General features: G+C 70.1%; 12 protein-coding genes and 2 pseudogenes. 9 read left to right on the forward strand and 5 right to left on the reverse strand.

The features are described 5' to 3' along the window. Positions 1-81: 81 nt before the first annotated feature. Positions 82-297, reverse strand: coding sequence for a hypothetical protein (locus ABD241_RS06190; protein ID WP_344059556.1), 216 nt, complete (start codon positions 295-297; stop codon positions 82-84). A gap of 41 nt (positions 298-338) precedes the next feature. On the opposite strand from ABD241_RS06190, the pseudogene ABD241_RS06195 reads away from it, so the two are divergent. Continuing rightward, a pseudogene (locus tag ABD241_RS06195) lies at positions 339-425 on the forward strand (hypothetical protein); the annotation flags it as partial. Positions 426-596: 171 nt separating this feature from the next. Here ABD241_RS06195 and ABD241_RS06200 read toward each other — a convergent pair. Together ABD241_RS06200 and ABD241_RS06205 are read right to left on the reverse strand one after the other, a co-directional pair. After that, positions 597-1409, reverse strand: a complete 813-nt coding sequence (locus ABD241_RS06200; protein WP_344059558.1) for an alpha/beta fold hydrolase — start codon at positions 1407-1409, stop codon at positions 597-599. Positions 1410-1485: 76 nt separating this feature from the next. After that, on the reverse strand, positions 1486-1983 hold the full coding sequence (locus tag ABD241_RS06205) for a MarR family winged helix-turn-helix transcriptional regulator (RefSeq protein WP_344059560.1): 498 nt from the start codon (positions 1981-1983) through the stop codon (positions 1486-1488). A gap of 177 nt (positions 1984-2160) precedes the next feature. On the opposite strand from ABD241_RS06205, the gene ABD241_RS06210 reads away from it, so the two are divergent. The 6 genes from ABD241_RS06210 (at position 2161) to ABD241_RS06235 (ending at position 7266) form a co-directional block, all read left to right on the forward strand. Beyond that, positions 2161-2841, forward strand: coding sequence for a hypothetical protein (locus tag ABD241_RS06210; protein ID WP_344059562.1), 681 nt, complete (start codon positions 2161-2163; stop codon positions 2839-2841). Between the two features lie 143 nt (positions 2842-2984). Continuing rightward, positions 2985-3425 (forward strand): glutaredoxin family protein, encoded by a 441-nt coding sequence (locus tag ABD241_RS06215; RefSeq protein WP_344059564.1) that lies wholly within the window; start codon positions 2985-2987, stop codon positions 3423-3425. A 63-nt stretch (positions 3426-3488) separates the two neighbouring features. Continuing rightward, positions 3489-3917: a hypothetical protein gene (locus ABD241_RS06220; RefSeq protein ID WP_344059566.1), complete on the forward strand. Its 429-nt coding sequence runs from the start codon at positions 3489-3491 to the stop codon at positions 3915-3917. Between the two features lie 493 nt (positions 3918-4410). Continuing rightward, a complete protein-coding gene (locus ABD241_RS06225) occupies positions 4411-4983 on the forward strand; it encodes a COG4315 family predicted lipoprotein (RefSeq protein WP_344059929.1) in 573 nt (190 codons plus the stop codon). A gap of 248 nt (positions 4984-5231) precedes the next feature. Next, complete coding sequence (locus ABD241_RS06230) at positions 5232-5639, forward strand: hypothetical protein (RefSeq protein WP_344059568.1); 408 nt, start codon at positions 5232-5234, stop codon at positions 5637-5639. A gap of 1231 nt (positions 5640-6870) precedes the next feature. Next, positions 6871-7266: a DUF120 domain-containing protein gene (locus tag ABD241_RS06235; protein WP_344059570.1), complete on the forward strand. Its 396-nt coding sequence runs from the start codon at positions 6871-6873 to the stop codon at positions 7264-7266. 347 nt (positions 7267-7613) lie between these two features. Here the strand turns inward: ABD241_RS06235 and ABD241_RS06240 are convergent, their stop codons facing one another. Both ABD241_RS06240 and ABD241_RS06245 read right to left on the reverse strand, forming a co-directional pair. Next, on the reverse strand, positions 7614-8843 hold the full coding sequence (locus ABD241_RS06240) for a GNAT family N-acetyltransferase (RefSeq protein WP_344059573.1): 1230 nt from the start codon (positions 8841-8843) through the stop codon (positions 7614-7616). A 201-nt stretch (positions 8844-9044) separates the two neighbouring features. Continuing rightward, positions 9045-9506: pseudogene (locus ABD241_RS06245) on the reverse strand (phosphotransferase); the annotation flags it as partial. A 1043-nt stretch (positions 9507-10549) separates the two neighbouring features. Between ABD241_RS06245 and ABD241_RS06250 the strand changes: the two are divergent. Further along, positions 10550-12046 (forward strand): xanthine dehydrogenase small subunit, encoded by a 1497-nt coding sequence (locus ABD241_RS06250; RefSeq protein ID WP_344059575.1) that lies wholly within the window; start codon positions 10550-10552, stop codon positions 12044-12046. After that, entirely contained in the window at positions 12043-14493 is a 2451-nt protein-coding gene (gene xdhB / locus ABD241_RS06255; RefSeq protein WP_344059577.1) for a xanthine dehydrogenase molybdopterin binding subunit, read from the forward strand. Before ABD241_RS06250 ends, xdhB begins: the two co-directional genes overlap by 4 nt.

Here is a 14493-nt window from a genome sequence, read left to right on the forward strand (position 1 = left end):
CGGACCCGCCACCACTCACCCTAGAACCGCGCTTCCCGCCGCGTCTTGACACAGAGGGGAGCCATGATCGAACGCCTGGGGTCAGCGGTCGGCGTTCGTGCGCGCCACGATGATCGTGGCCCTCGTCGACGCCATCGGCATCTCGGTCGGCGCGGCCATCCTCAAGATGTCCTTCGCCTTCGCCATCGGCATCCTCGTGTTCCTGTTCGCGTTCATCCCCATCGTCCGCGCGCTGCCTCGGGCGCGGTCGCGGTGCTCCTCGCGGTCGTCGCGCGGGCCCGCGGTGGCGATCATCATGTTTGGCCGTCGTCATCGGCGTGCAGCAGCTCGAGTCGCACGTGCTCCAGCCGTTCCTGCTCGGCAAGGCCGTCAGCGTCCACCCGCTCGCCGTCATCCTCGACATCACGTGCGTGTCGATCATCGCCGGCATCGCCAGCATCGTCGGGGCGCTCGTGGCGGTGCCGTTCGCGGCAGTCTCGAACGCGGGCGGCAGGCACCTGCTCTCGGGTGAGTCCAGGGACGAGATCTACGGCGAGCTCGAGCATGCCGCCGACGAGGGCAGCACACCGGTCAGGCCTGACCGCGTGACCGTCGGCTCAGCGCGTGGGGACCAGCACCTCCTCGAGGAAGGCCTGCACGGCGGCGTCCCACAGCTGCGGCTGCTCCATGTTCGGGTAGTGCGCGGCGCCCGGCACCTCGGCGTACCGCCCGTCGCGCACCCCCGCAGCGAGCCGGCGGCCCATGTCGCGGTGGTCGGGCGAGTCGAGGTCGCCGCAGAGCGCAAGGACCGGGACCTCGATCTCGCCGAGGCGGACCTCCGCGTCGTGGACCGGCTCGGGCAGGAAGGCGTCGGGGCTGGCGTGCCGGGTCAGGGTGTCGGTCAGCATCTGCCGGCATCGCTGCACCGTGTCGCCCGCGACCTCGTCGAGAGTGCGCGTCGGGCCGGCGCAAAAGGCGAGGCTGGCCTCGACGTAGGCGGCGGCGTCGCGCTCGACGATCGCCCGCTGCCACTCCTGCAGGATGCCGAGCACCCAAGGGTCGGTGAAGGTGGGGACGCTCGTGGCCGTGCCGCTGACGACGATCGCCCGGACGACGTCAGGGTGCTCGAGCGCGGTGTCGGTGGCCGCTCCACCGCCCATGGAGAGGCCGACGAGGACGGCCGGCCCGGCATTGAGGTGGCGCACGAGGGCGGCGACGTCGTCGCAGTGACGGCCCGGAGCGTCGAGGGTCGAGGCCTCGCCGTGGCCGCGCAGGTCGGGCACGACGACGCGACGGTGCGCGGCGAGCACGTCCACCTGGTCGTGCCACATGCGGTGGTCGACACCGCCGCCGTGGAGCAGCAGCACGAGGTCGCCCTCGCCGGTGTCGGTGTAGGTGACGTGGCCGTGGTCGAGGTCGAGGCGGTGCATGTGGTCGCTCCCTGTGCGTGGTCGATGGGTCGATGGGTCGAGGGGATGGGTCGGGAGGCGGGCGGCGGATCCGGCGTCAGTCGCTGCCGCCGCGGTCGGCCGCGACGACGTCGGGGTGGAGCCGGTCGGCCTGCTTCCCTGCGATCCGTCGGACGCCGGCGGTGAGCCGGGCGAGCACCTCAGCGCACCGCACGAGGTCGTCGGGGTCGATGCCGGTGGTGGCGGCCTCGAGGTTGGCCGCCTCGGCGCGCTGCAGGTCGGCGAGGACGGTGCGACCGTGCTCGGTCAGCCCGACGAGCCGCGACCGGGCGTGCGCCGGGTTGTCGCGCAGCTCGAGGTGGCCGAGGCGCACGCCCTCGTCGACGACCTTCTGCACACCTTGACGTGTGACGAGCAGCTCGCGGCCGAGGTCCGGCACGGTCCGTGGGCCGCCCTCCAGGAGCAGCACGAGTACCGCTCGCAGCGGCAGGCTGACGTCGGTGCCCTCGAGCAGGTCGGCGACGGCGCGCGCGGAGTACTGGTGCAGGGGACGGACATGACGCAGGACGGCATACGCGCCCTCGACCCGGTTCATGACAACCAAGTTGTCATATTGGGCGAGGCCTGCGCAACTCCCGGACTGACGAACCCCACCCACACCCTCGCAGTGCCGCAGCCCGCCTCGACGGGTGAGTATGTGGCGCCCGCCAGGCTGCATCTAGTGTTCGTTGTCCACGCCGTAGACGGTGTATCCCGCTCCGGGAGCGCGGCCATGCCTCGGCTCCTCGCGACGCTCCGCGCCTCGTGGCCGGTCGCGGGCACGGTCGTCACCGGCGCCATAGCCGCCACCCAGCTCACCGGCTGCGTAAGCCACCCGAGCGCCGGGACGGTCTACGAGAAACGCTGCGAGGAGGCCGACAGAAGGGGGCCATGTCAGGATGTCGCCGTTCGCCATACTGCTCCGGTGTCACAGGAGCGGGCAACGATGAAATGGTTCACTTTTGCCTTCCATGACGGCCGCCTGCCGGACCGGGCGCAGGACGTGGTCATTCGCGACTACCGGAGGCATCTGCGGGACCTGCGACGGACCGCACTCGTTCTGCGCGCCCTCGCGGAGCTCAACCTTCACGACGCACAGGTCCAGCGGTGGCATCTCACGGATGCCCAGTTCCGCTGGAGCCTGCTGATCGGCGATCTCGAGAGCGGTTACCAGCTCGTGGACATCAGCTATCGGGCGGCGTCGCTGGTGGGGATCGACGCCCGGGCGCTCGTCGCGGCACAGCTGGACACATCGGCCGACGCAGAGCTTGTCTCGGATGAGCTCGACGCGCTTGACGACGGACGCTTCGAACACCGGTTCCGGTTCTGGCCGGAGCTTGAGTTCGGCGTTGCGTTCGGTCAGGTCGACGTCACGCTCCTTTCCGCATCGTCGCAAGACCGCCGGATGAGCTAGCCGTCTTGCCGAATCGGATCGCGGCATGAGCGAGCATCCACCGCGAGGGCGACGCCCGTCTGCCGATGTCCAGGGCGGGCTAGGTTGACGCTGGAGGAACGAGATCCCTCGCTTCATCGCTGTCGGCCACTAGCGTCGGCGCTGTGAAGCGACAGGTAGGGATGAGCCTCGGTGTGCTGGTTGTGGTCGTACTTGTGGCCGCCGCCCGCGTCGAGCGCGCGTCACACTCTGTGCCGAATGGCATGGCTCTCGGCGTTGTCGGCCTGGCGCTCGTGTCGGCGTTCGGATGGTGGTCGCTGCGTACCGGCAAGCACACGCCTTGGCGTGTGGCCGAAAAGGACCTGGCCCAGGGACGGGCCGTAGTGCTGTGGAAGCCCGGATGTCCGTACTGCGAGCGGTTGCTGGGGTCGCTGGGTCGCGATGAGCGGATCACCTGGGTGAACGTCTGGAAGGACGTCGAAGCCAACAGCGCGGTGAGGCGCCTGAACTCGGGCGATGAGTACGTGCCCACGGTTCTTGTGGGGACCGAGGTTCTCCGGAACCCGAAAGCACAGGAAGTGCGGAGCCTCCTCGCTGAGCGCTGATATGTGGGAGTCCGTGGAAGAAGCGCATCGAGTCTGCGCCGACGCTAGCGCGACAATGGGGACATGGCGAAGAAGTCCAAGGGCGCCACCTTTGCGGAGCTCCTCAAGCAGCCGACCGGGAGCGAAGCGGATGTGCTTAGGTCCAGGAAGCCTGCCGTACGTCCCGCCGGGCACAACGCTGCGGGTGAGTTTTTCGACCCCAGCGGCAGAGCCCTGCTTCTCCTGCACGAGAACGTAATCCCCGATCTGGCGCAGGAACGGGTCAGATCCGGTGCTCTCGTTGCCTACGAAGGCTGCGGTTGTGGCGGCTGGACTCGATGCCAGCCCGAATGGTTGTCCAGTGACGCGTTGTCACGACTCCACTCGGCCTCCGCACCCGAGTTGGTCAAAGGCCAGCGAGCGCCCACGTGGATCGACGTCTGGAGCAGCGACCGGTCCCAGGTCGTCGTCTACCTCCACGGAGACGTCCGGTGGGGTGACGTGATTCCGTGAGCCTCTCGCCGCCCTGACCGGTTAGTCGTGCTGCGGCATGCTCGGACCCGGCTTCCTCCGCGCGCCGTGAGCGGTGAACGCGTGACGCTGCCGCCAGCGTCTGTAGCCGGCGCGACGGCAGAGTCCGCGCCCCCGTTTCGGGCGCAAGTTCAGCCTCGAATGCCCATCGTGAGCGGAGCGGGCCACAGCAGTGATGAGGGCGGAAGTGGTCTTGCCGAGGGCGGTCCCGGGATGCGCTGAACCCGACGCCAGCCCCCGACGTCGTTCTGGGGTGAGGCCGTCCGGATCGGCTGGAGTGGCCCGGCAGAAGAAGGAATGGCCCATGCGTACACCAGTTGCCCCCCGACTCGTCGCGGTCACTGCGCTGGGCGTGGCCGCGATCGCCCTGGCCGCGTGTGGGGCCACGGGCGGCCCATCGTCGGGCGCTTCACCCTCGGTCGCCTCACCCTCGGTCGCCTCACCCTCGGCCGGCTCAGCCACGGCGGCCCCCGTGATGGCGCACCCCGCCCAACCGGTCGCGATCGGCGAGCGTCAGACCGGCGTGGGTCTTGCCCTGACCAACCCGGCGGGACGGACGCTCTACACCTACAGGCTGGACAAGGGCGCCGGCAGTCACTGCACGGGCGCCTGCGCAATCACATGGCCGCCACTCATGGTCGCCCCCCACGCATCGCTGACGAGCAGCGTTTCCTTGCCCCACGCGCTCGGCACGATCGCACGCCCTGACGGCATGCAGGCCACCTACGACGGACACCCGCTCTACCTGTTCGCTGGCGACAAGGCGCCAGGCGAGACCAAGGGGCCGGCGGTCATGCAGCTGTGGTTCGTCGCCACGCCCGTCGGCCGGGCCAGCATGGTGACTCCGGGTCCAGCAGGGACGATGACGCCCCCGACGGGCATCCGCGCTACCGCACCGCCGACCGTTCGACCCCTTCGGGCGTTAATCCCGCCCAGGATGGCGCCGCCGCGCGTGCCCGTTGTGCCGAATCCCATCCCGCAGGGCGGCGGCGGGGACCATGACTCGGATAACTTCGGTGGCCCCAACGACGGCGACGGCAACGTCTGATGACCGGCCTGCGCCGCTGCCACGCGGTTCGGGCCGCCGGTGGTCTGATGGCCGTCGCACTGTTGGCGGCTACGGGATGCAGCGCAACCGGTGCCGCCCCGGGTGGAGTCCCGGGTGGAGTCCCGGGACACCGCTCTGCGGCCTCGTCGGGCCCCAGCGCTGACCACACATCGGGCTTTGGCTGGTTCGTTCCCCGGGCCGTGCCCACCGGTTGGCGACAAGCCGGTCTGCCCGACCTGACTGCGGTCATGGCCTACCCACCATCGGCGCGGCCCATCCAGGCCGATACAGGCGCTGTCGCCGTCGCGCAACGCGGTGCGCAGGGAGACTTTTTGCTTTACCTCAACGCCACGCCAAAACAGGGCGCGGAGTCGCTCGCGAACTGGGCGACGTTTCGCCTCGCGCACCAAGCGGACGAGGCGAGCTCGGTGACGCTCGTGGCGTCGGCGACCGGCCTCATGTTCACCCGAGGCCGCGGCTCGTGCGTCATGGACGACTACACCTCCAGGCACGGACCGCGGGCCTACCGCGAGATCGCCTGTTTCGTCGCCGGTAAGCGCGGCAGCAGTGTCCTCGTCGCCGCCACGAGCAGAGAGCACTGGAGTGCAGAACGCGCCACCGTGCAGGCAGCAGTCGAGTCATACACCCCGCGCTGATGGTCCCGTCCGTCCATCCGTTCTGCGCCCTGCTCCCCACCGCTTTCACGCCTGACGCGCTGCCCCATGATGACGGCGCACCTGCTGACGAGCAGCGAGCAGATGTTCGAGCCCACACCCGGCCCACTGTCGCGAGGCGCCGCGGTGATCTCCGCCGAGAGCGACCGCTGACGCCTACCCACCGCCGTGCGCGGCGCCGGGGCGAGACTCGGCGCCCTCAGCCGTCGGCGACGGCGCCCAGCCTCGTCACCCGGGCGCCGGTGAGAACAGGCCGTGTCCAAGGCTGTCTCTCGGCGAGGTCTCGGTATGCGGAGAGCGGTCGTTGAGTGCGTCTGAAGCCGGGGAGCACTGACTTTCTTGGGGGGTCAGTCTTCGGGTGCTTCAACGATGGGCACGGCGATGTCCATGGCAGGCGCAGAAGTGTCTCCGTTGGGGTGGGTCGGGTAGTAGATCTCGCGGTTGGGCCCGGCGGGAACGACGCGGCCGCTGAAGGCTCCGGTCGATAGGTGAGCGTGTGCGGCCACGAGACGGTCCAGCTGGACGTCCCCGTTCGTGAAGGGGATGTAGGCCAGCCGGTCCTGCTGCGATCTCGAGTGCTATTCCCTCGGCTGGGCGCAGGGGTTGGGCTACGGGCACGCACACGCGGATGGATCCTGGGGTCAGGTCAGTCGCACGATTCAGGTACTCGGCGTACACGGGGGCGGTCACCGCGACGCCGCGCTGTCGAAGGACTGAGAAGAGAAAGTCTGCGGTTCGGCCGATGACGTCGGGGAGTTCGGTCAAGGTGGCTGCGCCGGAGCTGGTCAGGATGAGGGTTCCGGGTTGTTCTCTTTCGCGTGTCGTGAAGGCGGGTGCCTGCCCGAGTGCCGCTCGGGCGTCTTCCGCTTTGGCCGCCAGAACGCTGGTGTCGTTGCGTCTGAGACTCCATAGGTCGCCGAAGGCCTGCACGGGGTTGGAGGAGTTGAGGACCTGGGTGATGCGCTCCAGGGAGAAGTCCAGGTGGCAAAGCGCGACGATCTGGTGTCCCCGCTCGACCTGATCGGGCTCGAAAAGGCGCGTCCGGGTGAGCGGGTCGCGGCGTGCATCGAGTAGCCCACGGTCGGCCTCATCCGAGGGCGGCCACTCGCGGACGTCGAGCTGGTAGTGGTCAGCGAGTCTCGCCATCTGCGCCTTGTCTAGATTGGGGCACAAAGCCTCGACGGGAAGGAGTTGGCAGGGGATGCCGCGAGACATGAGTGGCACGGTCGAATCCGGGCGCGGCCTGGGTGTGGACCGGATGACTGATCCGGCCCTGCTCGAGCAGTTGCAGGTACTTGCCGGATGCCCGATCCTGCCCGGAACGCTGAATCTTCGTCTACACGCGGCCCTAGATCGAGGGGATCACTGGCGCTACGTCGCCGCAACGGACATCGCCCCGGACTGGGAGCAGCTCACCGGACAGGCCGGCTACTACCTTTCGCCGATCACGATCGCCCAGCGCTACCGCGGTCTGGCCTTCCAGGCCGATGAACCAGCTGGCTCCGGATATCCGACAGACCTGATCGAGCTGTTCAGCGAAGTCCACCTGCGGACCGCGCTGGGCCTCAGCGACGGTGATCAGCTTGTCGTGGCCTTGCGCGATTCGTGAGCTCCCAGACGCATCCGTTTTCGACACGGCAGCACACCACACCTGCCGGCGGTCGCGACGGCAGGCTCTGACGGGTCGCGCCCCCACCCCTCATTCGCAGGTCGGATGAACGCCTTCGCGCAGCTACGTCAGCGTGCTTTGGGGCCCGCTGGGAACTAGTCGGTGTCGTGCCGGGAGCCCGACTACGTACGGAGGAGGGTTGCCGAGGCACTACGCGCAATGCGCGGGGCCCCGCCCAACCTCAAAGTAGCGGCATGCCAGGTCGCTCACTGTCACGGCCAGCGCAGCGGCATAGGAAGGCGTTGACCGATGGTGCCTGTCGAGCGCGGTGGGCGGCGACCATGAGGTCAGAACCAGTGGAGGCAGTGGGGAGAGCGTTCGGCGCGGAAGAGGGCGTCGGCCAAGGCTGCTGCGCCTTGGTGGTGGGCCCGGATGTGCCCTGCACGCACGAGTGTGCTCGGTGCTGTTCCGCCGAGGTAGACGGCCCCCAGGTCGCTGACGTCGAGGGACAGGTCCGGCTCTCGTTCCGTCGGGACGCAATGAGCTTGGCCGCCCTGAACGGTCAGGAGATAGCGGTTGCGCTCGCCGAGGAAGGGGTCGTCGACGTCCAGGACGAGCTCGCCGTCCATGGACCAGCCGCGCGCGATCAGCGCCCGCGGAATGTCCAGCAGCCGCACCCAGAGCCAGTCCCCGACATGGTCCACCTGCGCGGCACGGCAGTCAGTGAGCTGCCAGCGCAGCGGGTGATCGTGCGGGACGTGTTTCAACACGCACTGCGTGACCAGGTCGTGATCGAGGATCAACCGGGCCAGGGCTGTGAAGACCGTGTCGTCGGAAGTGATGGTCTCGTCGACCGTCACCGTTCCGCTGTCGACCGAGTAGCTGGCGTACCCGTTGGGGACCCCGTCGCCGTCACGGTGGACGGCGACATAGCGCGGAGTGGGAGTGACCGGGGGCGCTCCCGCGCCCAGTGTCCACCAGCGGTGCGGGCGACCCAGTGCGCCGGGCGTCGCGCGACGGTACCGGTCGTAGACCTCTTCGAGGATCTGGCCGCACTGCTCGCGCCGCAGCACCTCGATAGAGCCAGTGCGGGACTCTGTCGTCGGGGCTCCGGGCGTCGCGCGCGCCCGGGGTCGGTCGAAGACTGCACGGTGGCGCTGCAGCGTCAGGTGGGCGGTGTACGTCGCCGGTCCGTAACCGAACCTCTGGTAGATCGGAGCCTCGCTTGCCAGCAGGACGGCGAGAAACTCCCCTCGGTTACGCACATCGGTGAGCTGCTGGCGCATCAGCGCGCTGAGTACGCCTTGGCGTCGGTGAGAGGGCAGGACGCCGACGGCGCTCACTCCGGCGACCGGGGCGATGACCCCACCGGGCAGGGTGAGCTCGAACGAGTACGCGGCGGCGCTGCCCACGGGTCGCCCGTCGGGCGTGTAGGCCAGCAGGCCGCGGTCCATCTCGATCGCGGACCACCAGAGCCCGCCGCCATCGACTGGGGTCTCCGTGAACCGCCCGAACGCTGCGTGAACGACGTCGAGGAGGACCGAGAGGTCCTCGTCGGTCGTGGCACGGATCTCCATTGATCTCCCCTGGCTGGGTGTCGGGACGCACGTCATTGGCACCGCCGTGCGGCGTCGACGATCCAGCAGCCCTGTCGCGCCGAGGCCGCGCCGACCGTACTGCCCGGAAGCGGGCCGCGGCCACGTGTTATTGGGCGGCCGGCTCACGCGTGCGGGCGGGTCGGCGCGGCGGAGCCCACCATCAGCAGCGAGCGGGGAGTCTCAGAGGAACTTCCGGGGTTGGGTCACGAGCTGACGAGCGATCGCGAGCATCTTGCGGATGCCTGGCCGGGAAAGGTGCGCGTCCGGGTCTGGGAGGTGGGCGGCGACGGTGCTCTGGTAGAGGCACACGCCGGCGAGATAGCCGTCGAAAGCGCCTCGTTCGACGGCTGTGAGAGCACCAGCGCCTTGCTCGTACGCGGTGATGCAGCTTCGGAGCTGCGTCACCGTGTCAGACGGCTCAGTGGCTATAGCGGTGGCCGTGTCGTCGGGACCGAGCAAGATCCAGGCGCCCGCGTACGCCAGATCGTGCACGCGTGGGCGTCGGGCGGCAAAGCCGAGATCGAGGACGAGGTGCTCGCCGCCGAGCCCAGCGGGAAGGTTCTCCAGCCGCGGATCGCCGTGAACCACGGTCGTCGGGAGTACGCGGGCGGGAACCCAGATCTTCTCGAGCCCCGCAGCGCTGACGCCACCTCGCGCACGTGCTGTCGCGAGAGTGAGGTGAGCGGTCGACGTGCGAGCAGTGCCAGGTGCCTGCGAAGCGTGCCGGGAGCGCCGTAGGTCGACACGACGGGACGTGGCACGTGCGCGTCGTCGAGCACGTCATGGATCCGCGACACGGTCGTGAACATGGCGCGGTAGGCAGGCCATCCGGGAACCGGTACCCGGTGAGGGACATAGCCCTCGATCTCGGCCACGCGGCCAGCCACCGAGAGCAGGTCGCGGCCGTTGCAGGTGCGAGGTTCTGCCGCGGACAGGCCCGCGTCCAACAGCTGGCGCTTCAGCCGGCGCTCGGCCTTGACCCGGGAAGGGCTGACGAACGGGGCATGCACTCGGAGAACGAGCTGGGCATCGATCAGGTGCACGTTCCGGCTCATGGTCCCACCGAGCGCCGCCACCCTGCCTCCGTTGGCCAATCGGCTCACCAGGTGCTGCAGGTCAGGATCGTCCGAGCCCAGGACCAGAGAACCTGAGGGTTTGGCCCGTCTGGGCGGTCGCTGCATGCCCACGAGTATCACTGACACCGCACCGTCGGCACGGGTCGGCCGCCACCGAACCAACAGCGCACATCGGCAGGTCCGGTAGACAACTGCCGCCTAGGGAAGCGGGTGAGTGGCCCGGACCAGCCTTGGGCCCGGGCGTCCGTAGTGGACTGGCGCTTCTGTTACAGGTGCCGAATGAGCGCTCGGACGCCGCGGAGGATCTGGGCGGCCACCCGGTCCGTTCCGTCCAGCTGCTTGACGTTGGCGACCACCCGGGGAGCCGAAGGGGACCAAGGCGCCCGAGCACCGGCGTACGGCCCCGCTCGGTCCCGAATTCCTCAGCCGTGGAGCCCCACATGTGCTCGGCGGTACGAGCCTCCGCCAGCCCGATCACGTGGATCCCGTCCGGGAAGTCGTCGACGCATCGCCGCGCCGGCTCGAGGGCGAGTCGGGTCTTGCCCGACTCGCCGCAGCCGTCGTGGCCGCCGCGGTGCATCATGGGTCCGTGGACGACGGAAACTTCGGATGACTCCCGGACGGCGACTCGCGGCGACGGTCAACGGTGCGGAGCTCAGCCTGGCCGGCGCCGACCCGTCGACCAACGCGCTCGACTGGCTGCGGGCCCAAGGCCTGACCGGTGCCAAGGAGGGCTGCGCCGAGGGAGAGTGCGGTGCCTGTGCGGTCATGGTGGCCCGACCCGACGGCGGTTCGGGCACCGAGTGGACCGCGCTCAACGCCTGCCTCATGCCGGCTGCCGCACTCGACGGCCAGGAAGTCGTCACGGCGGAGGGCCTGGGCACGCCCGAACGGCTCCACCCGGTGCAGCGCGAGATGGCGGTGCGCGGCGGCTCCCAGTGTGGATACTGCACGCCGGGCTTCGTCTGCGCGATGGCGGCCGAGTACTACCGCGACGGCCGCACTGCGACGCGTGACGATTCTGCCGCCGCCGGCCATCCGCACGGGCACGCCTGCGGGCCCAACGGGTTCGAGCTGGAGGCGCTCTCGGGCAACCTGTGCCGGTGCACCGGCTACCGGCCCATCCGCGACGCCGCCTTCGCACTCGGTGAGCCCGTGGCCTACGACCCGTTCGCGAACCGCCGCACGGGTCCGCCGCCCGCAGCCGCAGCGACGCGGCTCGAGGGACCGACCGGCACCTACGCCCGTCCCGCCCACCTGGGCGAGGCCCTGGACCTCCTCGCCGCCCACCCGGACGCGGTGCTCGTCGCCGGCTCGACCGACTGGGGCGTCGACGTCAACCTCCGCGGGGCCCGGGCGCCCTTCGTCATCGGCATCGACCGCCTCCCCGAGCTGCGGCACCTGGTCGTCGGTGACGACGTCGTCGAGATCGGCGGCGCCCTGAGCCTGACCGAGGTCGCGCGAGGCCTTGCCGGCCGGGTTCCGTTGTTGGACCAGCTCTTTCCGCAGTTCGCCTCGCGGTTGATCCGCAACGGCGCGACGGTCGGCGGCAACCTCGGCACTGCCTCACCCATCGGCGACCTCCCGCCGGCGCTGCTCGCGCTCGAGGCATCCGTGGTGCTCGCCGGCCCCGGAGGCGAGCGCGAGGTGGCGCTCGCCGACTACTTCACCGGCTACCGGCGGACGCTGCGACGCCCGGACGAGCTGGTCCGCGCCGTGCGGATCCCCGTGCCCCTCAGTGGCACGACGGCCTTCCACAAGATCACCAAGCGTCGGTTCGACGACATCTCCAGTGTCGCCGTCGCCTTCGCGCTCGACGTGGTCGACGGCGTGGTCCGCCGGGCACGCATCGGACTGGGTGGCGTGGCCGCGACGCCGATCCGGGCGTATGCCACCGAGGCGGCGCTCGAGGGGCAGCCCTGGACCGTGTCGGCTGTTCGCGCTGCTGCCGAGGTGCTGCAGGGCGAGGGAACCCCTCTGGACGACCACCGTGCGAGTGCCGACTACCGCAGCGCCGTCCTCGGCGGCGCGCTGCTGAGGCTCCACGGCGAGAGCACCGTCCACCCGGCCGCGGAGGCCGTCGCCGATCGAGGTGTGCAAGCATGACCGCTCTGTCGGACCGCCCGACTGATCCCATTGTGGGGCAGGCGATTCCGCACGAGTCGGCCGCCCTGCACGTCACCGGCGCGGCCCTCTACACCGACGACCTCACGGTGCGCACCCACGGCATCCTCCATGCGCATCCCGTCCAGGCCCCGCACGCCCACGCCCGGGTCACGCGGCTGCACACGGCGCCGGCGCTCGAGGTGCCGGGTGTGGTGCGAGTGCTCACCGCGGCCGACGTCCCCGGCGTCAACGACGCAGGGGTCAAGCAGGACGAGCCGTTGTTCCCCTCGGAGGTGATGTTCTTCGGCCACGCTGTCTGCTGGGTGCTGGCCGAGACCCTCGAGTCGGCACGGCTCGGGGCCCTGGCTGTGGAGGTGGACTACGAGCCGCTTCCCTCGATCGTGACGGTCCGCGAGGCGATCGCGGCCGAGAGCTTCCAGGGAGGCCGGCCGACGATCGCGCGAGGAGACGTCGACGCCGCCTTCGCGGGCGCCGAGCACGTGTTCAGCGGCGAGCTGGATCTCGCCGGTCAGGAGCACTTCTACCTCGAGACGCACTGCTCCCTCGCCCACGTGGACGAGGGCGGCCAGGTGTTCGTCCAGAGCAGCACCCAGCACCCGAGCGAGACCCAGGAGATCGTCGCGCACGTGCTCGGTCTGGCGAGCCACGCCGTTACGGTGCAGTGCCTGCGGATGGGAGGCGGCTTCGGCGGGAAGGAGATGCAGCCACACGGGTTCGCGGCGATCGCCGCCCTCGGAGCCGTCCTGACCGGGCGTCCGGTGCGGCTGCGCCTCACCCGGAGCCAGGACCTCACCATGACCGGCAAGCGGCACGGGTTCCACGTCCAGTGGCGCGCGACCTTCGACGGCTCCGGCGCGATCCGGGCCCTCGATGCCACCCTGACCTCGGACGGTGGCTGGAGCCTCGACCTCTCCGAGCCCGTTCTCGCCCGGGCCCTCTGCCACGTCGACAACGCGTACTGGATCCCGAACCTGCGGGTCAACGGTCGGATCGCTTTGACGCACAAGACGTCCCAGACGGCGTTCCGCGGGTTCGGCGGTCCCCAGGGGATGCTCGTCATCGAGGACGTCATCGGCCGATGCGCCCCCCGGCTCGGGATCGACGCAGCCGAGCTCCGACGGCGCAACTTCTACGCGGAGGGCCAGCACACCCCGTACGGTCAGCTCGTGCGCCACCCGGAGCGGGCGGTCAGGTGCTGGGAGCAGGTGCTCACCACCGGTGAGGTCGCGGCCCGCTCGGCGCAGATCGCCGCCTACAACGCCTCCCACGAGCACACCAAGCGGGCGCTGGCCGTGACCCCGGTGAAGTTCGGCATCTCGTTCAACTTCACGGCCTTCAACCAGGCGGGTGCGCTCGTGCACGTCTACAAGGACGGGTCGGTCCTGATCTCGCACGGCGGCACCGAGATGGGCCAGGGCCTGCACACCAAGATGCTCCAGGTCGCGGCCACGGCGCTCGGGCTCCCGCTCGCCCTAGTACGCCTCGCCCCCACCCGCACGGACAAGGTGCCCAACACCTCGGCCACGGCAGCGAGCTCGGGCGCGGACCTCAACGGCGCGGCCGTCAGGAACGCCTGCGAGCAGATCCTCGGGCGGTTGCGGGCCGTGGCCTCGGCGCGCCTCGGCGTGGACGACGAGGACGTGCTGTTCGAGGACGGCGTCGTGCGTGCGGCAGGGGGCGACGAGCAGGTGGCCTGGGCCCAGCTCGTGAGCGAGGCCTACCACCAGCGCGTCCAGCTCTGGGCGGCCGGTTTCTATCGCACCGAGGGCCTGCACTGGGACTCCAGGACGATGCACGGCTCCCCGTTCAAGTACTTCTCCTACGGGGCGGCCGCGTCGGAGGTCGAGGTGGACGGCTTCACCGGTGCCTACCGGCTGCGCCGTGTCGACATCGTGCACGACGTGGGGGACTCCCTGTCGCCGCTCGTCGACCTCGGCCAGGTCGAGGGAGGCTTCGTGCAGGGCGCCGGGTGGCTGACCCTCGAGGACCTCCGTTGGGACGAGTCGTCGACGCCTGCCCGCGGGCGGCTCGCGACCGCGTCGGCCAGCACCTACAAGCTGCCCAGCCTCTCCGAGATGCCCGAGGTCTTCAACGTCGCGTTGCTCGAGCGTGCCGCCGAGGACGGCGTCGTCTACGGGTCCAAGGCCGTCGGCGAACCCCCGCTCATGCTCGCCATCTCGGTCCGTGAGGCGCTGCGCCAGGCCGCCGCCGCGTTCGGGCCGTCCGGCACCTCCGTCGACCTCGCGTCCCCGGCGACGCCCGAGGCGGTCTTCTGGGCGGTCCGGCAGGCTCGCGGGGGCGGGCAGCCGCCGCACACGACCCCGCTCGTGGACGGGGGCGTCGGCCTCGTGCCGGAACAGCCCGACCCCGCTGCTCCTCCGCTGGAGCCCCGTTCCGAGCAGCTCGTCTCCGGATCGGGAGGCTGA

It is taken from the genome of Terrabacter lapilli, from assembly GCF_039531305.1.
GTDB lineage: Bacteria > Actinomycetota > Actinomycetes > Actinomycetales > Dermatophilaceae > Terrabacter > Terrabacter lapilli.

What these genes read in the sequence shown, in the direction of transcription:
- ABD241_RS06190 (WP_344059556.1), bottom strand. Translation starts at nt 297, where the DNA reads ATGATGATCGCCACCGCGGGCCCGCGCGACGACCGCGAGGAGCACCGC.
- ABD241_RS06200 (WP_344059558.1), bottom strand. Translation starts at nt 1,409, where the DNA reads ATGCACCGCCTCGACCTCGACCACGGCCACGTCACCTACACCGACACC.
- ABD241_RS06205 (WP_344059560.1), bottom strand. Translation starts at nt 1,983, where the DNA reads ATGAACCGGGTCGAGGGCGCGTATGCCGTCCTGCGTCATGTCCGTCCC.
- ABD241_RS06210 (WP_344059562.1), top strand. Translation starts at nt 2,161, where the DNA reads ATGCCTCGGCTCCTCGCGACGCTCCGCGCCTCGTGGCCGGTCGCGGGC.
- ABD241_RS06220 (WP_344059566.1), top strand. Translation starts at nt 3,489, where the DNA reads ATGGCGAAGAAGTCCAAGGGCGCCACCTTTGCGGAGCTCCTCAAGCAG.
- ABD241_RS06225 (WP_344059929.1), top strand. Translation starts at nt 4,411, where the DNA reads ATGGCGCACCCCGCCCAACCGGTCGCGATCGGCGAGCGTCAGACCGGC.
- ABD241_RS06230 (WP_344059568.1), top strand. Translation starts at nt 5,232, where the DNA reads ATGGCCTACCCACCATCGGCGCGGCCCATCCAGGCCGATACAGGCGCT.
- ABD241_RS06235 (WP_344059570.1), top strand. Translation starts at nt 6,871, where the DNA reads ATGAGTGGCACGGTCGAATCCGGGCGCGGCCTGGGTGTGGACCGGATG.
- ABD241_RS06240 (WP_344059573.1), bottom strand. Translation starts at nt 8,843, where the DNA reads ATGGAGATCCGTGCCACGACCGACGAGGACCTCTCGGTCCTCCTCGAC.
- ABD241_RS06250 (WP_344059575.1), top strand. Translation starts at nt 10,550, where the DNA reads ATGACTCCCGGACGGCGACTCGCGGCGACGGTCAACGGTGCGGAGCTC.
- xdhB (WP_344059577.1), top strand. Translation starts at nt 12,043, where the DNA reads ATGACCGCTCTGTCGGACCGCCCGACTGATCCCATTGTGGGGCAGGCG.